Here is a 16,132-nt window from a genome sequence, read left to right as displayed (position 1 = left end):
CGGGGGTCAGCGGGGTTCGGGGACCGCGTCGAAGAACGACCAGTCACCGGGCGCCGCCGTCCGGCGCAGGAACGCCCGGAGCTGCTCGGGACGCGGGGCGCTCGCGGCACCGCCGAGCCCGGTCACGGCGTACGCGGCGCTCGCCGTGGCGAAGCGCAGTCGGGTCGCCAGGTCCCAGCCGTGGTGGGTGCCCGCCATGAACGCCGCGACGAACACGTCACCGGCGCCGGTCGGGTCGACCACGTCGACGCGGATGGTGGGCGCCTCGACGACGACCCCGTGGGCGGAGTCCACCGCGACCACGCCATCACCACCCCGGGTGACGACGGCCAGCGGCACCCGTTCGGCCAGGGCCTTGGCGGCGTCGAGTGCCGAGTCGGTGCGGGTGTAGCGCATCGCCTCGACGTGGTTCGGCACGAACACGTCGACCTCGGCGAGCCGGTCGAGCACCCCACCAGACCACTCGCCGGTGTGGTCCCACCCGACGCCCCCGACGACCGTGGTGCCAGCGGCGCGGAGTTCGGCGACCCATGCGGGCAGGGGGTGCGCGATGCCGACGTGCGTGGCGGCGACCGGCCCCAGGCCCTCGGGCACGGTCAGGGCGTCGAGGTGTTCCTCGTACGTGATGAAGCTGCGGTCCTCGGGGCCGGTGAGGGCCACGGACACCGAGCTCTGGTGGCCGGGGACGACCTCGAGCAGGCTCGTGTCGAGCAGGGGCTCCGCGGTCAGGGTCCGGTACACGTGGGCACCGAGCACGTCGTCGCCGAGACGGCTCAGCAGCGTGGTCGGGGCGCCGGCCCGTGCGGCAGCGACCGCGCGGTTCGCCACACCACCGGGGGTGACGGTGAACGCGTCGGCGTAGACCTCGGCACCCTGCTCCGGCGCGGTCACGCCGGCGAAGACCAGGTCGCAGAACACGTCCCCGGCGAACAGCAGGGTGGTCGGGTTCACCTCGGTCACGGCTTCTCCTCATCGTTGCGGATCGTGCCCCGCGCAGGTTGCGCATTCCGGGACGGATCCGCTGGTGATGCTCAAGCCTGCGTGTTTCGTGTTGCGTGGACGTTACCCGATTGCACCAGATTTGTTAAGTCTGATCGCAACGACCGTTCAGGTGCTCGATCTTGCGTGAGTGTGCGCGAGTTGAGCTACAGTGACGGCATGATCCTGCGAGAGCGGCAGAACCGCATCATCAAGGCGCTGCGGGACGAGGGGGCCGCGTCGGTGCGGGAACTCGCCGACGCCCTGTCGGTCAGCGCTGCGACGATCCGCCGCGACCTCGAGATGCTCGACCGCAACGGCGAGCTCGTGCGGACCTGGGGTGGTGCCGTGCTCGCGCCCCGACAGACCGCGCAGGACGGCGACGGCGTCGAACCCGTCGAGACCCCGTTCGAAGCCGCGGGCGACCTCGACCTGAAGCGACGGATGGCTGCGGCCGCGGCGGCGATGGTGCAGGACGGCCAGGTGGTCATCCTCGACATCGGCACGACGACCCCGCAGATCGCCGAACTGCTGCGCGGCCGTGACATCACGGTGATCACGACCAACCTGGCCGTGTTCGACGTCCTGCGCGACGACGACGCGGTGCGGCTGGTGCTGCTCGGCGGGGTCGTCCGCCGCAACTACCGCACGCTCGTCGGTTCACTGGCCGAGTCCGCACTCGAACACGTCAGCGCCGACCTGCTGTTCCTGTCGTGCACCGGTGTCCGTGCCAACGGCCACGTCGTGGACAACATGGCGGTCGAGGCCCCCATCAAGCAGTCGATGATCGCCGCAGCGGACCGCGTCGTCCTGCTGGCGTCCGAGGCCAAGTTCCCCGGCAGTGGCGCGCTCCGTCTCTGCTCCCTGACCGACGTCGACGTGGTCATCACCACGACCGGCGCCCCCGACGAAACACTCGCACACAGCCGGAACGCCGGCGGAGAGGTCATCACCACATGAAGCTCTGCATCCTCGGAGGCGGCGGTTTCCGCACGCCCTACGTGTACCAGGCACTGCTCCGCGACCAGGGCTCGCCCCGGGTCGAGGAGGTCGCCCTGTACGACGTCGACGAGGTCCGGCTGCACGCGATGGTCGCGATCCTGACCGAGCTCGCCGCCGACTTCCCGGACGCCCCCGTCCTGAAGCCCACGACCGACCTGCACCGCGCGGTCGAGGGCAGTGACTACGTGTTCGCCGCCCTGCGCGTCGGTGGCCTCGAGGGACGACGCTGCGACGAGCACGTCGCGCTCGACCTGAACGTGCTCGGGCAGGAGACCACCGGTCCCGGCGGGCTGGCGTACGCCATCCGTACCGTCCCGGTCATGGTCGAGGCCGCGAAGGTCATCCGCGACCTGGCCCCGAACGCCTACGTGATGAACTTCACCAACCCCGCGGGCATCATCACCGAGGCCATGCAGACCGTCCTGGGCGACCGCGTGCTCGGCATCTGCGACACCCCGTCCGGCCTCGGCCGCCGCGTCGCCGGCATGCTCGGCCTCGACCACACCCGCGTGCAGATGGACTACGTCGGGCTGAACCACCTGGGCTGGATGCGCCGCGTGATGTACGACGGCCGCGACGTCCTGCCCGAGCTGCTGGCGGACGACGACCGCCTGGGCGCCATGGAAGAGGGGCACGTGTTCGGCCTCGACTGGATCCGCTCGCTCGGCTCGATCCCGAACGAGTACCTGTTCTACTACTACTTCAACCGCGACGCCGTGCGCTCGATCGTCGGCTCCGGCAAGACCCGCGGCGACTTCCTGGCCGAGAGCCAGTCCGCGTTCTACGACCGGGCCAGCCAGGCGGGCAACGGCGTGGCCGAGCTGTGGCGTGAGACCGTCGAGCGGCGCAGTGCGTCGTACATGGCCGAGGCGAAGGGCGGCACCCAGGACGAGCCGCTCGACCCCAAGGAGCGCGAGGCCGACCCGTCGCACCAGGGGTACGCCGGCGTCGCCCTCGGGGTGATGGCCGCGATCAGCCGGAACGAGCGGCAGACGATGATCCTGAACGTGCGCAACAACGGCACGATCGCAGGCCTGCCACGCGACGCCGTGGTCGAGGTGCCGACGATGGTCGACGCGAACGGCGTGCACCCGATGTCGACGGACCAGCCCGACCTGCACCAGATCGGGCTGATGTCGCAGGTCAAGGCCGTCGAGCGCCACACGATCGCGGCGGCCCTGACCGGCTCGAAGGACGAGGCGCTCAAGGCGTTCGCGTTGCACCCGCTGGTCGACAGCGTCAGTGTCGCCCGCGACCTGGTGCGCGGGTACGTCGACCGCATCCCCGAGGTGGCCGCGGTCCTGACGAAGTAGCGCGACCAGACGGCGGACGGGAGGCCCGGTGCCAGCTGGCACCCCTCCCTCGCAGGCTCGGTCGGCGCGCCCCGCGCAACGCTTCGCGTTGCCGCTGAGCGGGGCGCGCCCGTCCGCGCGTCAGCGGTTGACGGCCGCCAGGCCGGCCGCGTCGTAGCGATCGCCCGCCACGCCGACGCGCTCGGCGAGCCCGTCGAGCGCCGCGACGTCGTCGGCGGACAGCGCGACGGCCGTCGCGCCGGCGTTCTCGTCGATGCGCTCCGTGCGGCGGGTCCCGGGGATCGGCACGATGAACGGGTGCTGTGCCAGCAGCCATGCCAGCGCGACCTGTCCCGGCGAGGCGTCCCGCGCGGCTGCGAGCTCGCGGACCGCGTCGATGAGTGCCTGGTTCGCGGCGAGGTTCTCGGCCTGGAACCGGGGGACCTTCCCGCGGATCTCGCCCTCGCCGAACGACGCCCCGGGGGCGATCGTGCCGGTCAGGAACCCCTTGCCGAGCGGGCTGAACGGGACGAACCCGATGCCGAGCTCGGCGCAGGCGGGCAGCACCTCGGGTTCGGGGTCGCGGGTCCACAGGGAGTACTCGCTCTGCACGGCGGTGACCGGGTGCACGGCGTGTGCGCGGCGGATGGTCGACGCGGCGGCCTCGGACAGGCCGAAGTGGCCGACCTTGCCCTCGGCGACGAGTTCGCCGACCGTGCCGGCGACGTCCTCGATCGGGACGTCCGGGTCGACCCGGTGCTGGTACAGCAGGTCGATCTTCTCGACCCCGAGCCGTCGGAGCGACCCCTCGGCTGCCTGCCGGATGTGCTCCGGTCGTGAGTCGACGCCGACGGAGCGCCCGTCGACGATGTCGAAGCCGAACTTCGTCGCCAGGACCACGCGGTCGCGGATCGGGGCGATGGCCTCGCCGACGAGCTCCTCGTTGTCGTGCGGGCCGTAGACCTCGGCGGTGTCGATGAAGGTGACGCCGGACTCCACGGCGTACCGCAGCACGTCGATCATCGCGGAGCGGTCGCCGGGGTTCGGCCCGTAGCTCTGCGACATGCCCATCGCGCCGAGGCCGATCGCCGAGACCTGCAGCCCCTGTCCGAGTGTCCTGGTGTGCATGCGTGCTCCCGTCGTCGAGGTGGTGTGGTCCCCACCGTACGGACCCCGCGCGTCGGGACGGGTGTACCCGCGGAACACCCCACCGCGGTGCGCGGTCAGCGCCCCAGCTGCTCGCGCAGGTACGGGGCCGTCCGGCTCGCCGCGGACGCCGCGACCTCGGTCGGCGTCCCGGAGGCGACGACCCTGCCGCCGTCCTCGCCGCCACCCGGGCCCATGTCGATGACGTGGTCCGCGTTCGCGACGACGTCCATCGCGTGCTCGACGACCACGACCGTGTTGCCCGCGTCGGTCAGCCGGGCCAGCTGTTCGGTGAGCAGCTCGACGTCGGCGGGGTGCAACCCGGTGGTCGGCTCGTCGAGCAGGTACAGCGTGTGCCCGGTCCGGGCGCGCTGCAGTTCGGTCGCGAGCTTGATGCGCTGCGCCTCGCCGCCCGACAGTTCCGGAGCGGGCTGCCCGAGGCGCAGGTACCCGAGGCCGACCTGCTGCAGGGCGTCGAGCGCACGTGCGGCTGCGGGCACGGACGCCAGGAACGGGGCAGCCTGGTCGACGGTCATGCCGAGCACGTCGGCGATCGACGCACCGTCCCAGCGCACCTGGAGCGTCTCGTCGTTGTAGCGCGAGCCGTGGCACTCCGGGCAGGGTGCCCAGCTGCCGGGCAGGAACAGCAGCTCGACCGACACCGAGCCCTCGCCCTGGCAGACCTCGCAGCGGCCGCCCGCGACGTTGAACGAGAACCGGCCGGCCGTCCACCCGCGCGCCCGGGCCGCGTCGGTCGCTGCGAAGGTGGTCCGGACGGCGTCGAACAGACCGGTGTAGGTGGCCAGGTTCGAGCGCGGGGTACGGCCGATGGGCTTCTGGTCGACCTGCACCACGCGGTCGACGAGCGGGTGGTCGAGCGCAGTGCGGGGGAGGACGCCACCGACGAGCGAGGACTTCCCCGAGCCACTGACCCCGGTGACGGCGGTCAGCACCCCGAGCGGCACGTCGACGTCGAGCCCGTGCAGGTTGTGCTGCGTGACGTCGCGGAGCTGCAACATGCCGACCGGTGCACGCGGCGTCCGGACCGGCCCGTCGTCCACGCGGGGCTGCAGGAACTGGCGGGTCACGGACGCGTCGACCTCGGCGAGCCCGTCGACGGGGCCGCTGTACAGCACGGTGCCGCCGCCACTGCCTGCACCCGGGCCGACGTCGACGATCCAGTCGGCTCGTCGGACGATGCCCATGTCGTGTTCGACCACGAACACGCTGTTGCCGCCGGCCCGCAGGTCCTCGAGCACCTCGACCAGCGACTCGGCGTCGGCGGGGTGCAGTCCGGCGCTCGGCTCGTCGAGCACGTACACGACGCCGAACAGGCCGGAGCGCAACTGTGTCGCGATGCGCAGCCGCTGGGTCTCGCCGGGCGACAGCGTGGGGGTCGCGCGGTCGAGGGACAGGTACCCCAACCCGAGTCCGGCGAGGACCTCGACGCGGGTCAGCAGGTCGCGGGAGATGGCGACGGCGACCTCGGTGTGCTCACCGGAGGTGGCGCGGGAGGTGGCCGGGGCGGCGTCGGTGATCGCGGCGATCGGGCGGAGCACGTCGGCCAGGGTGCTCAGCGGCATGCCGTTCATCGCGGCGATGGTGTGGCCACCGACCGTGACGGCGAGCGCCGCTCGGGTCAGGCCGGTGCCCCCGCACAGCCCGCACGGTCCGGACTCCACGAAGCGCAGGGCCTTGGTCCGTTGGGCTTCGCTCTGGCTGTCGGCCAGCGTGTGCAGGACGTACTGCCGGGCGCTCCAGAACCGGCCCTTGTAGGGCTTGGCGACGCGGTCCCGTTTCGGCTGCACCTCGACGACGGGCTGCTCCTCGGTGAACAGCAGCCAGTCGCGGTCGGCGCGGGGCAGGTCGCGCCACGGTGTCTCGATGTCGTGGCCCAGTCCCGCGGTGACGTCGCGCAGGTTCTTGCCCTGCCAGGCGCCGGGCCAGGCCGTGATGGCGCCGTCGCGGATGCTGAGGGTGTCGTCGTGCACGGCGGAGGCCTCGGTCACCTCGTGCGCGATCCCCAGCCCGTGACAGCGTGGGCACGCCCCGGCCGCGGTGTTCGGTGAGAACGAGTCGGACTCCAGACGGTCGGCGCCGTCGGGGTAGGTGCCGGCGCGCGAGAACAGCATGCGCATCGAGTTCGACAGCGTGGTCAGCGTGCCGACGGTGGACCGGGTGCTCGGGGCGCCGCGGCGTTGCTGCAGTGCGACAGCGGGCGGCAGGCCGGTGATCGAGTCCACGTGCGGGGTCGAGCCCTGCGCGATGAGCCGGCGGGCGTAGGGCGCGACGGACTCCAGGAAGCGGCGCTGTGCCTCGGCGAAGACCGTGCCGAACGCCAGGGACGACTTGCCCGACCCGGACACACCCGTGAACGCCACGATGCAGTCGCGCGGCACGTCCACGTCGACGTCGCGCAGGTTGTTCTCGCGGGCACCGCGGACCCGGATGAAGCCGTCGCGGGCACGGTCGGGCGCAGGTGAGGTGGAGGGCATCCTGTCGACACTAGGCGTGGCCGGCTGGGTGTCCTCGCACCCGTCCACGTCCCCGATGGGTGTCGTTCACCTGGGATGGCCAGACTGGGATCATGACGTGCGGACCGGTGCCGCACCGAGAACGGAGACACCATGCTGGACAGCACGCCGGTCGGCGACCTGCGCGAGTACATCGAGGACCTGCGGACGCGGGGCTTCACGGTCGACAGCGCGCACACCGCCGACCCGGAACTGATCGACCCGCAGGGGAACCCCATCCACACGTGGCGTGAGGACTACCCCTACGACGAGCTGATGGACCGTGACGAGTACGAGTACGAGAAGTACCGGCTGCAGGTCGAGCTGCTGAAGCTGCAGTACTGGCTCGAGGACGAGGGTCGCCGCGCGATCATCCTGTTCGAGGGACGCGACGCCGCGGGCAAGGGCGGCACCATCAAGCGGTTCACGGAGCACCTCAACCCCCGCACGTCGCGGGTCGTCGCCCTGTCGAAGCCGAACGACCGCGAGCGCGGGCAGTGGTACTTCCAGCGGTACGTCGAGCACCTGCCGAGCGCTGGCGAGATCGTCATGTTCGACCGGTCCTGGTACAACCGCGCCGGTGTCGAGCGTGTGATGGGCTTCTGCTCCGACGCCGAGTACGAGACCTTCATGAACCAGGCCCCGTCGTTCGAGCGGATGCTCGTCGACTCCGGCATCCACGTCACGAAGTTCTGGTTCTCGGTGACCCGCAAGGAACAGCGGACCCGGTTCGCGATCCGCCAGCTCGACCCCGTCCGCCGGTGGAAGCTCTCGCCGATGGACGTCGCGTCGCTGGGCGTGTGGGACGACTACACCGCCGCGAAAGAGGCCATGTTCCAGCGCACCGACAAGCGGTACGCGCCGTGGACGATCGTCCGGAGCAACGACAAGAAGCGGGCGCGGGTGAACGCGATGCGCTACTTCCTGTCGCGGTTCGACTACGAGGGCAAGGACCCGACGGTCGCGATCGCGCCGGACCCGCTGCTCGTGATGCGTGGCGGCAAGGCCCTGGCGCTCGAGGAGTAGCCGGTCACGGTCGTCCGGCGGCGCGGCGGCGGGGTGCGACGCCGTCGGACCGTCCGGGCGTGTGGAACGTGCGGACGAGTTCGGCCAGCACGCCTGGCTGTTCGACGATCAGCCCGTGGGTGGCGCGCGGCACGACGGCGAGTTCGGCGTCCGGCACCGATTCGAGCATGGTCGCCAGGTCGTCCGGGGTCCACGACGGCTCGTGGGCGTGCATCGCGGCCGACTTCGCCACGACCGTCGGCCAGTGCTCGCGGCCCATGACCGTCGGCCAGTGCTCGCGGCCGTCGGGGGACACCGTCGCCATGCTCGATGGTCGCACCCTGCGTCCGGTCGTGCCAGTGGCTGACAGGATGGAAGCGCGTGCGGACCATCTGGATCGGCTCACGGTTCCGCGACGGCGCGTCAGCCCGTTGCGCGACGTTCGCTAGGGTCGAGCGGTGACAGTCATCATCGCCGGCGCGGGCGACCTCGGCATCGCCACCGGACTCCGTTTCGCCGCGGCGGGGCACCGCGTGGTCGGACTCCGTCGACGGGCCGACCTGGTGCCGGCGCCCATCGAGGGCCGGACTGCCGACCTGCAGCGCGACACCCCGTCGATCGACGACGACACCGACGTCGTGGTGGTCGCCCTGGCCGCGGGCAGTCGCGACGTCGAGACGTACCGCGCGACCTACGTCGACGGACTGCGCCACGTGCTGGACGGCATCGACGCGTCCGCCGCAACGCCCCGGCTGCTCGTCGTGTCCTCGACCGCCGTGTACGGCGGCGACGGCGAGGTCACCGAGGCGACCCCGGCGACCGGTGGCACCCCGACGGCGGACGTCTTGCTCGAGGCCGAGGCGCTGCTGCGGTCCCGCGCGCCGCGCGCCACGCTCGTGCGGTTGTCCGGCATCTACGGCCCCGGTCGTGAGCGGCTGATCGACCAGGTCCGGAGCGGCACGGCGCGGCTCGCTCCCACGACAGAGGCCTCGCGGATGACCAACCGCATCCACCGCGACGACGCCGCCGCAGCGCTCGTGCACCTGGCCTCGGTGCCCTCGCCGCCGCCGGTCGTGATCGGTACGGACGACGAACCCGTCCGTCTCGACACGGTGTCGCGGTTCATCGCCGACGAACTCGGCGTCGACCTCGAAGCGGACACCGAGCCGGTCGCGCCGGGACCGGACAAGCGCCTGTCGAACGCGCTGCTCCGCTCGACGGGCTTCACCTTCGCGTACCCGACCTACCGTCAGGGGTACCGGGCGGTCATCGCCGGCGAGGGCACCCGCTACGCCTGAAGCGCAGCGCAGCGCAGCGCAGCGCAGCGCGTCGCGTCGCGTCGCGCTGCGCTGAGTCAGCGCTCGCGGGCGGCGTCGACGAGCTGTCGGGCCACCGTGCGCGCGACGGTCGTGTCGTACCCGGGTTCACGCAGTCGCATCGCCAGCGTGCCGGACACCAGGAGGGTGAGCTGTTCGCCGACCCGCGCTGCTGCCGCCGCACCGACGATCGGTGCGGCCAGGGTCGTCAGCCGGGTACGCAGGCCGTCGGTCTCGGCGTCGAGCACCACGCGGATCTCGCTCGGCGCCTCGGCGTACTCCGACGCGGTGCCCAGGAAGGCACACCAGCGCGAGGCTGCTGACCGGGCGCGGAACTCGTCGAGCGCGTCGAACACGGCCAGCAGCCGGTGGAGTGGGTCGGCCTGTCGGTCGACAGCCGCGGCCCATGTGTCCTGCCAGTCGCGGTGCCGGCGCTCGAGCGTGGCGGCGACCAGGGCCTCCTTGCTCGGGAAACCGCGGTAGAGCGTCGCGGACGACACCCCGGCGCGCTCGAGTACGGCGTCGACCGAGGTCGCGGCGATGCCGTGCGCGAAGAACAGGTCCTCGGCGGCGTCGAGCAGCTTCCGCTGGGTTCCTGCACGCATCGCCATGGCAGCACCCTAGACTCCGAGAAGTGAAACGATCGTTTTCGAATCTGCCTCTCATCGTTGCCGGGACCGCACTCATCGCCGTCACCTACGGACTCGTGCGACTGGCGTACGGCCTGGTGCTGCCGGACGTCCGTGCCGACCTCGACGTGGATGCAGTGGCCGCGGGTTCCATCTCGGCCGGTGCCTCGATGCTGTACTGCGTCGGCGCGGTGACCGGGTTCCTCGCCGCTGCCCGCGCCCCACGCACGCTCGTGGTGCTCGCCGCGGGCACGGCGGCGCTCGGCGCGCTCGGAGTCGCGGTGAGTCCCTCTGCCGCGGTGTTCGGCGCGTCGGCCGTGCTGGCGTCGGCCGGGGCGGGTCTGGCCTCGCCCGCACTGGTGCGATCGTCGCACGCGGCGTCCCCGATCGCGATGCCGGACGTGCGCAGACGATCGTGAACAGCGGCACTGGTGCGGGACTCGTCGCTGCCGGTGTCCTGGCCCTCGTGCTGCTGCCGGACTGGCGGACGGCGTGGCTGGTCAGCGCGGTCTGTGCCGTCCTGACCGGCGCGGCGGTGCTCGTCACGGACCGTGGCGCGCGGTCCGGTCCGCGCGGGAACACCGCGCTCCCACCAGCGGCCTGGTTCCGTCAGCACGGCGGACTGCTGGTGGCGGCGCTCCTGCTCGGCGCCGGGTCCGCGGCCGTCTGGAACCTCGGTCGTGCCGTCGTGGTGGATGCGGGTGCGGGTGGGACGGCCTCGGTGGTGGCGTGGATCGCGCTGGGGCTCGGGGGAGCTGCTGTGGTGCTGACGGCGCGGTGGCTCGGTGCGCGGCCGGTCCGGACGGCGTGGGCGATCACGGTCCTCGCCGTCGCGCTCGGCACGGTCGGACTGGGCGTCGGTGCCGCCGTCGTGCCGGTCGCATTCATCGCGTGCCTGGTGTTCGGATGGGGCTACACGGCCGCCACGGGCGTGCTCATCACCTGGACGAGCAGTCTCGCACCCGAGCACGCACCGTCCGGCACGTCGATGCTCTTCGTCACGCTGGTGCTCGGTCAGGCGGTCGGTGCGGCCGCCGCCGGTGGCGTCCTCGACCACGTCGGTGCGCTGCTCACGATGCTCGTCGCCGCGCTCGTCGCCGTCGCGGGGATCCCCACCGCCAGGGTGCGGCAGAATGGGGACCCGTGAACCCCCAACCGCAGCAGCCGAAGTGGCGGACCCTCTGGTCGACGATCCAGGTCGGCGTGTTGTCCGCCGCGGTGGTGACGTGCATCGTGCTGCTGGCCGTCGGGGACCCGAAGCTCGCCCGCGTGTGGGCCGTCGCGCTCGTGTTCTTCGGCATCGCGCTGCTCGGGCACATCACGTTCCTGATCTGGACCAAGCGCACGGAGCGCGGCCGCCCCTGAGGACGACCGCGCACGGTGTGGCATCCGCCGGCTACGGCGTGACCATGCCGCCGTTCACGTTGAGCGTCTCGCCCGCGACGAAGCTCGACTCCTGCGACGCCAGGAACACGTACGCCGGCGCCAGCTCGGCGGGCTGTCCCGCGCGGCCCATCGGTGACTCGCTGCTGCCGAACTCGGGCAGCGACTCGGGGTCGACCCCGCCGGTCACCTGCAGCACCGACCAGGTCGGCCCGGGTGCGACGACGTTCACGCGGATCCCACGCTCCACCAGCAGCTGCGAGAGCCCCTTCGAGAAGTTGTTGATCGCGCCCTTGGTCGCCGCGTAGTCCAGCCGGTCGGGCGCGGGCTTGTACGCCTCCATCGACGCGGTCGTCGTGATCGTGGCACCTGGCTGCAGGTGCGGCAGCGCCGCCTTGACCAGTCGGAACAGGGCGAAGACGTTGACGTCGAACGTCGCCTCGAACTGCTCGTCGGTGATGTCGAGCAGGTCGGGCTGCCAGACCTGCTTGCCCGCCACGCTCACCAGCGCGTCGAGCCCACCCAGACCGGCCACGGCCTCCTGGACGAGCCGGCCGGCGTACGCGCGGTCGCGCAGGTCGCCGGGGATCGCGACCGCGGTGCGGCCCGCTGCGCGGACCTGCTCGATGACGTGGTCGGCGTCCGACTGTTCCTCCGGCAGGTACGCGAGCGCGACGTCCGCGCCCTCGCGCGCGAACGCGATCGCGACGGCCCCGCCGATGCCCGAGTCGGCTCCGGTGATCAGGGCCTTGCGGCCGGCCAGCCGGCCGGTCCCGCGGTAGCTCGACTCACCCAGGTCCGGTACCGGCGTCATCCGGGACTGGAGGCCCGGCTCGGCCTGCGTCTGCGGCCGGGGGCTGACGTTCGGGTAGCGCGACCGGGGGTCGCCGAACTCGTACTGGTCCGTGGGCATCAGGGTCTCCGGTTCTGTCGGTGCTCGTCGTTCGCCGACCATGCAACCCGGGGTGTCCTGGACGGCTCTCCGGGCGGCGGTGTCAGGAGCGCTGCCAGAACACCAGCCGGTTGCCGAAGGGGTCCGTGACGGTCATCGTGCGGCCCCAGTCGTCGTCGGACAGGCCCGGCCGCGAGTTCGGGTGCCGCTGCGCGAGCAGGTCGGCGTGCAGCGCCTCGACGTCCGGCACGACGATCATCACCGCGCCGCCGGGGGTGGCGTCGCCGTGGTGCTCGGACAGGTGCAGGACCACGCCGTCGCGGACGACCTGGGCGTAGACGGGCAGATCGGGCTCGAGCCGGTGCTCCCACTGCCACGTGAAGCCGAGGTGGTCGCAGTAGAAGCGCCGCGCGAGTTCGTGGTCGAAGACCCGCAGGATCGGCACGACACCTCGCCGGTCCACCGCGTCGCGGGTGGGTTGCTCGTCGGTCATGCGTCCAGCATCCTCCGTTCGGGGTGCGTCTTGTCCGCTGGACGTGTGCTGGGCGTCTGGTCCGGTCGTCTCCAGGGGCGTCGGACGATCCTGTGTCCATGAGCGATGACGACGACGAGCAGACCCGGGCCGACTTCGCGAACGCGGTGAACATGACCGCATCTGCCCTCGACCGCTGGCTGGACACCGACGAGTCCAAGAGCGTCGGGCAGAAGTCCGGCGGCAGCTCGGAGTCGACCGGGCACGCGAGCGGGCGGCACATCGTGCGGATCCTGCGGAAGAAGCAGGCGGAGTACACCGACGCCGACCTGGCCCACATGCGGAAGGTCGTCGGCTACGTGGCCCGGCACCGCGAGCAGCGCCCCGACGGCGACGTGCACGACACTGCCTGGCGGTACTCGCTCATGAACTGGGGTCACGACCCCGAGGCGGACTGACTCAGCGCTCCCAGGCGAACCGGATGACGCCGTCGCCCACCACGCCCAGGGAGACGAGTCGGACGACCGCAGCCGCCAGCACGACCGCTGCAGCGCCCCAGACGATCGCCGACCGGCGCTGCGGCCCGATCGATCGTCGCACGACCATCACCCCGCAGAACACCGCGCAGGACGCAAGGGCTGCCGTGGTCGCCCAGCGGGCGAACTCGGTCAGGTGCGCGCCGAGGACGGTGCCGCCCCACACGATCACCACCGTAGCGAGCCAAGCACACACGACGACGAGCCCGGTGGACTCCAGCGCGTCACCGAAGCGGTCGCCGCGCCCGCCGGTGCGATCCAGCATGTCGGCACCGAACTGCTCTCGGTACCGGTCGACGTCGGCCATGAGACCGTCGACCTCATCGGGCAACGGTGTGTCGGTCGGCAGCGCCAGGAACGCGCGGAGGTCGTCCCGGGCGACGCCGGATGCCGCCAGCAGGCGCGCGGCGCGGTCGCGCTCCACCGACGTGGCGAGCCCCGATACGGCGAGTGCCCACCGACCGGCCTGGTCGGGCGCTCCGAGTTCGCGGTACCGCTCGACGAGCGCGAGCCGCACCTGTCGAGCCTGTGGGTCCTCGCGCAGGTGGTCCCGCAGCAGCGTCAGTGCCGCAGCGCGACCACCCTTGTCCCACAGCTCCGCAGCCCGGCGGACGACCTCGTGTTCCTGCACTCCGTCATCCTGCTGCACCCGCGCGTTCGTCATAGACGACCGTCAGGGCGAGTTCGCAGAACATCGCGTCCGCCCACGAGAACCAGGGTCGTGAGAACGACGTCGGGTCGTCGACGTGGAAGGACTCGTGCATCCGCCCGGTGCCGGCGTCCGTGGCGACGAGCACGTCGAGCAGCTCGCGGCGGCGCTCCGGCGTGCCGGTGATGCCCTCGACGCACAGGGCGATCGGCCAGACGTGCTCGGGTTCGGTGTGGGCGCTGCCGATGCCCTGCGCTGTTGTGCCGCGGAACCAGTACGGGTTCGTCGGGCCGAGCACCATCCGACGGGTGGCCGCGGTCACGTCACGGTCGATGACGTCGGGCGCGTCGAACGGCAGGGACAGCAGCGACGGCATGTTCGCGTCGTCCATCAGCACCACGCCGCCCAGCCCGTCGACCTCGTACGCGTAGACCCGTTCGCCGTCGTGCTCGACGACGCCGTGTGCTGCCACGCCGGCCAGGATCGTCGTGCGCAGGTCGTCGGCATCGTCGGCCAGCCCCTCGTCGCCGTACACGGACCGGGCGACGTCGGACAGCGCCAGCAGGGCCTGGGCCGCGTGCAGGTTCTCCGGCACGTTGAACCCGTACGTGCACGCATCGTCCGACGGTCGGAAGCCCACCCACGTCATGCCCGTCACGGCGACCGGGGTGCCGCGGCCGTCGCGGGCCAGGGTCTCGGTCGGCAGGGGGGAGTCGCGGACGAACCGGTACGACGAGTGCTCGTGGTCGGTCTCGGTCCGGAGCTGGTCGACGATCGTCCGCAGCACCCGGTGCGCCCGCTCGTCGAACAGGTCGGTGCGGCCCGTCGCCCGCCACAGCCGGTGGGCGAACTGCACCGGGTAGGCCAGGCTGTCGACCTCGTACTTCTGCTCCCACACGAGCGGGTCGTCGCACAGGTCGCCGTCGTCGAAGTGCGCGCCCGAGGGCCGGGCGTTGAAGGCGTTGGCGTACGGGTCGTGCTCGATCAGGCGGAACTGCCGCCGGACCACCCCGGCCAGGACCTCCGCCAGCGGCTCGCACCCGCGGGCGAACCGCAGGTACGGCAACATCTGCGTGGTGGAGTCGCGCAGCCACATCGCCGGGATGTCGCCGGTGATGACGAAGGCGGTGCCGTCTTCGTCGACGGTGATCGTGTCGGTGAGCGTCCGGGTCAGGGACTCCTCGACGCGGGCGGCGACGTCGTCACCGACGGTGCTGCGGACGGCGTCGGCGGCTTGACGGATCGCCGAGCGGACCTGCGGGTGCAGGATCATGCGCTGACCGTGTCGACCTGCAGGACCGACGCGATGGTGCCGTTCCGGGCGCCCTCGTACGCGGCCAGGATCATGCCGAGCACGGCGATGCCCTCGCGCTCGGTGTGGATCGGGCGGGTCCCGTCGCGCAGGCACGCGCCGAATGCACCGATCTCGGCGGCGAAGGTGTCGATGTCGTCGAAGGTGACGGTCTCGCTCGTGCCGTCGAGCAGGTCCCAGCGCAGGGTCGTGCCGTCGCTGGTCAGCGACCCGAGCTCACCCACGACGCTGAAGCGTTCGGTGCCGGCTGCGGGTTCGTACGCCCAGCTCGTGACGAGCTGCCCGACGGCGCCGTTGTCGAAGCGGAACAGCGCCTGGGCGGAGTCCTCGCCCTCCATGAACCCCAGACGGTGGGTCGAGAGCATCGCGGTCGCCTGCACGGGGGCCCCACCGGCCAGGTGCATGAGCAGGTAGCTCGGGTGGTACCCGGTGTCGATGAGCTCGCCGCCGCCACTGGTCGCCGCGTGGGCACGCCAGCCCATGTTCGACGGGTCGAACTCGTTCCGGAAGCTGTCGGTCGTGCGGACCTCGTACACGGTGCCGAGCGCGCCGCCGTCGATGAGCTCCTTCGCGCGGGCGACGGCCGGCATGAACAGCTGGTTGTGCGCGCACATCAGCGTGACCCCGGCTTCGCTGACGGCGGCCTGCACGTCGCGGGCCTCGTCCGGGGACAGGCACAGCGGCTTCTCGCACAGGACGTGCTTGCCAGATCGGGCAGCGGCGACGATGGCGTCACGGTGCAGGTGGTGCGGCAGGCAGATGTCGACGGCGTCGATGTCGGCACGCTCGAGCATCTCGCGGTAGTCGGTGAAGAACGGCACGTCGAGCTCGGCGCCGCGGGCCGCCGCGGTGTCGGGGACCGCGTCGGCGACGGCGGCGACCCGGATCACGTCGGTGTGCTGCTCGTACCCGGTGATGTGGGCGGTGGCGATCCCGCCGCCGCCGATGAGTCCGACGCGGATGATGTCGCTGGGCATGATGACTCCTGTTGGTGCTGGGTGGTGGGT

Annotated in this window: 18 protein-coding genes; 8 read left to right on the top strand and 10 right to left on the bottom strand. The window is 71.8% G+C overall.

The features are described 5' to 3' along the window. Nucleotides 1–6 precede the first annotated feature (6 nt). Nucleotides 7–960 (bottom strand): carbohydrate kinase family protein, encoded by a 954-nt coding sequence (locus ACLBWP_RS02735; protein ID WP_447653934.1) that lies wholly within the window; start codon nucleotides 958–960, stop codon nucleotides 7–9. A gap of 198 nt (nucleotides 961–1,158) precedes the next feature. Here ACLBWP_RS02735 and ACLBWP_RS02730 point away from each other — a divergent pair, with 198 nt between their 5' ends. Both ACLBWP_RS02730 and ACLBWP_RS02725 read left to right on the top strand, forming a co-directional pair. Further along, nucleotides 1,159–1,938 (top strand): DeoR/GlpR family DNA-binding transcription regulator, encoded by a 780-nt coding sequence (locus ACLBWP_RS02730; RefSeq protein ID WP_447653933.1) that lies wholly within the window; start codon nucleotides 1,159–1,161, stop codon nucleotides 1,936–1,938. Next, complete coding sequence (locus ACLBWP_RS02725; RefSeq protein WP_447653932.1) at nucleotides 1,935–3,293, top strand: 6-phospho-beta-glucosidase; 1,359 nt, start codon at nucleotides 1,935–1,937, stop codon at nucleotides 3,291–3,293. Before ACLBWP_RS02730 ends, ACLBWP_RS02725 begins: the two co-directional genes overlap by 4 nt. Nucleotides 3,294–3,413: 120 nt before the next feature. On the opposite strand, the gene ACLBWP_RS02720 is transcribed toward ACLBWP_RS02725, so the two are convergent. After that, nucleotides 3,414–4,400 carry an aldo/keto reductase gene (locus ACLBWP_RS02720; RefSeq protein WP_447653931.1) on the bottom strand — a complete coding sequence of 329 codons (987 nt, stop codon included), beginning with the start codon at nucleotides 4,398–4,400 and terminating at the stop codon, nucleotides 3,414–3,416. Nucleotides 4,401–4,495: 95 nt separating this feature from the next. Continuing rightward, complete coding sequence (locus tag ACLBWP_RS02715) at nucleotides 4,496–6,913, bottom strand: ABC transporter (RefSeq protein WP_447653930.1); 2,418 nt, start codon at nucleotides 6,911–6,913, stop codon at nucleotides 4,496–4,498. Nucleotides 6,914–7,045: 132 nt separating this feature from the next. Here ACLBWP_RS02715 and ppk2 point away from each other — a divergent pair, with 132 nt between their 5' ends. Further along, nucleotides 7,046–7,957, top strand: coding sequence for a polyphosphate kinase 2 (ppk2, locus tag ACLBWP_RS02710; RefSeq protein WP_243563918.1), 912 nt, complete (start codon nucleotides 7,046–7,048; stop codon nucleotides 7,955–7,957). A gap of 4 nt (nucleotides 7,958–7,961) precedes the next feature. Here the strand turns inward: ppk2 and ACLBWP_RS02705 are convergent, their stop codons facing one another. Next, nucleotides 7,962–8,261: an alpha/beta fold hydrolase gene (locus tag ACLBWP_RS02705; protein ID WP_447653929.1), complete on the bottom strand. Its 300-nt coding sequence runs from the start codon at nucleotides 8,259–8,261 to the stop codon at nucleotides 7,962–7,964. A gap of 133 nt (nucleotides 8,262–8,394) precedes the next feature. On the opposite strand from ACLBWP_RS02705, the gene ACLBWP_RS02700 reads away from it, so the two are divergent. After that, nucleotides 8,395–9,234, top strand: coding sequence for an NAD-dependent epimerase/dehydratase family protein (locus ACLBWP_RS02700; protein ID WP_447653928.1), 840 nt, complete (start codon nucleotides 8,395–8,397; stop codon nucleotides 9,232–9,234). Between the two features lie 56 nt (nucleotides 9,235–9,290). Here the strand turns inward: ACLBWP_RS02700 and ACLBWP_RS02695 are convergent, their stop codons facing one another. Further along, nucleotides 9,291–9,863 carry a TetR/AcrR family transcriptional regulator gene (locus ACLBWP_RS02695; RefSeq protein WP_447653927.1) on the bottom strand — a complete coding sequence of 191 codons (573 nt, stop codon included), beginning with the start codon at nucleotides 9,861–9,863 and terminating at the stop codon, nucleotides 9,291–9,293. Between the two features lie 23 nt (nucleotides 9,864–9,886). Between ACLBWP_RS02695 and ACLBWP_RS02690 the strand changes: the two genes are divergently transcribed. Genes ACLBWP_RS02690 through ACLBWP_RS02680 form a run of 3 tightly spaced genes read left to right on the top strand, consistent with a single transcriptional unit; the run spans nucleotide 9,887 to nucleotide 11,246 of the window. After that, nucleotides 9,887–10,300: a hypothetical protein gene (locus tag ACLBWP_RS02690; protein WP_447653926.1), complete on the top strand. Its 414-nt coding sequence runs from the start codon at nucleotides 9,887–9,889 to the stop codon at nucleotides 10,298–10,300. Next, on the top strand, nucleotides 10,246–11,028 hold the full coding sequence (locus tag ACLBWP_RS02685) for an MFS transporter (protein WP_447654246.1): 783 nt from the start codon (nucleotides 10,246–10,248) through the stop codon (nucleotides 11,026–11,028). Before ACLBWP_RS02690 ends, ACLBWP_RS02685 begins: the two co-directional genes overlap by 55 nt. Continuing rightward, the gene (locus tag ACLBWP_RS02680; protein WP_243563913.1) at nucleotides 11,025–11,246 is read left to right on the top strand and encodes a hypothetical protein; all 222 of its coding nucleotides are present in this window, start codon (nucleotides 11,025–11,027) and stop codon (nucleotides 11,244–11,246) included. The genes ACLBWP_RS02685 and ACLBWP_RS02680 overlap by 4 nt, the downstream gene beginning before the upstream one ends. Nucleotides 11,247–11,277: 31 nt before the next feature. On the opposite strand, the gene ACLBWP_RS02675 is transcribed toward ACLBWP_RS02680, so the two are convergent. Together ACLBWP_RS02675 and ACLBWP_RS02670 are read right to left on the bottom strand one after the other, a co-directional pair. Further along, a complete protein-coding gene (locus ACLBWP_RS02675) occupies nucleotides 11,278–12,177 on the bottom strand; it encodes an SDR family oxidoreductase (RefSeq protein WP_447653925.1) in 900 nt (299 codons plus the stop codon). A gap of 82 nt (nucleotides 12,178–12,259) precedes the next feature. Further along, nucleotides 12,260–12,649, bottom strand: coding sequence for a glyoxalase superfamily protein (locus tag ACLBWP_RS02670; protein WP_447653924.1), 390 nt, complete (start codon nucleotides 12,647–12,649; stop codon nucleotides 12,260–12,262). Between the two features lie 98 nt (nucleotides 12,650–12,747). Here ACLBWP_RS02670 and ACLBWP_RS02665 point away from each other — a divergent pair, with 98 nt between their 5' ends. Beyond that, complete coding sequence (locus tag ACLBWP_RS02665) at nucleotides 12,748–13,086, top strand: DUF3140 domain-containing protein (protein WP_447653923.1); 339 nt, start codon at nucleotides 12,748–12,750, stop codon at nucleotides 13,084–13,086. Nucleotide 13,087: 1 nt separating this feature from the next. Here ACLBWP_RS02665 and ACLBWP_RS02660 read toward each other — a convergent pair whose 3' ends face one another. From ACLBWP_RS02660 to ACLBWP_RS02650, 3 genes are read right to left on the bottom strand one after another with little or no spacing between them, the layout of a single operon-like run. After that, a complete protein-coding gene (locus ACLBWP_RS02660; protein ID WP_447653922.1) occupies nucleotides 13,088–13,795 on the bottom strand; it encodes a hypothetical protein in 708 nt (235 codons plus the stop codon). A 4-nt stretch (nucleotides 13,796–13,799) separates the two neighbouring features. Then, on the bottom strand, nucleotides 13,800–15,086 hold the full coding sequence (locus ACLBWP_RS02655; protein ID WP_447653921.1) for a glycoside hydrolase family 125 protein: 1,287 nt from the start codon (nucleotides 15,084–15,086) through the stop codon (nucleotides 13,800–13,802). Continuing rightward, nucleotides 15,083–16,102, bottom strand: a complete 1,020-nt coding sequence (locus tag ACLBWP_RS02650) for a Gfo/Idh/MocA family protein (RefSeq protein WP_243563907.1) — start codon at nucleotides 16,100–16,102, stop codon at nucleotides 15,083–15,085. Before ACLBWP_RS02650 ends, ACLBWP_RS02655 begins: the two co-directional genes overlap by 4 nt. Nucleotides 16,103–16,132 lie beyond the last annotated feature (30 nt).

Source organism: Microbacterium sp. M1A1_1b (assembly GCF_053345565.1).
The sequence above is the reverse complement of the archived record's forward strand: the minus strand, read 5'-3'. Positions and strand labels throughout refer to the sequence as shown.

Excerpts from the sequence above, each read along its gene's own strand:
- ACLBWP_RS02730 (WP_447653933.1), top strand. The coding sequence starts at position 1,159 with ATGATCCTGCGAGAGCGGCAGAACCGCATCATCAAGGCGCTGCGGGAC.
- ACLBWP_RS02725 (WP_447653932.1), top strand. The coding sequence starts at position 1,935 with ATGAAGCTCTGCATCCTCGGAGGCGGCGGTTTCCGCACGCCCTACGTG.
- ACLBWP_RS02720 (WP_447653931.1), bottom strand. The coding sequence starts at position 4,400 with ATGCACACCAGGACACTCGGACAGGGGCTGCAGGTCTCGGCGATCGGC.
- ACLBWP_RS02715 (WP_447653930.1), bottom strand. The coding sequence starts at position 6,913 with ATGCCCTCCACCTCACCTGCGCCCGACCGTGCCCGCGACGGCTTCATC.
- ppk2 (WP_243563918.1), top strand. The coding sequence starts at position 7,046 with ATGCTGGACAGCACGCCGGTCGGCGACCTGCGCGAGTACATCGAGGAC.
- ACLBWP_RS02705 (WP_447653929.1), bottom strand. The coding sequence starts at position 8,261 with ATGGCGACGGTGTCCCCCGACGGCCGCGAGCACTGGCCGACGGTCATG.
- ACLBWP_RS02695 (WP_447653927.1), bottom strand. The coding sequence starts at position 9,863 with ATGGCGATGCGTGCAGGAACCCAGCGGAAGCTGCTCGACGCCGCCGAG.
- ACLBWP_RS02675 (WP_447653925.1), bottom strand. The coding sequence starts at position 12,177 with ATGCCCACGGACCAGTACGAGTTCGGCGACCCCCGGTCGCGCTACCCG.
- ACLBWP_RS02670 (WP_447653924.1), bottom strand. The coding sequence starts at position 12,649 with ATGACCGACGAGCAACCCACCCGCGACGCGGTGGACCGGCGAGGTGTC.
- ACLBWP_RS02665 (WP_447653923.1), top strand. The coding sequence starts at position 12,748 with ATGAGCGATGACGACGACGAGCAGACCCGGGCCGACTTCGCGAACGCG.
- ACLBWP_RS02655 (WP_447653921.1), bottom strand. The coding sequence starts at position 15,086 with ATGATCCTGCACCCGCAGGTCCGCTCGGCGATCCGTCAAGCCGCCGAC.
- ACLBWP_RS02650 (WP_243563907.1), bottom strand. The coding sequence starts at position 16,102 with ATGCCCAGCGACATCATCCGCGTCGGACTCATCGGCGGCGGCGGGATC.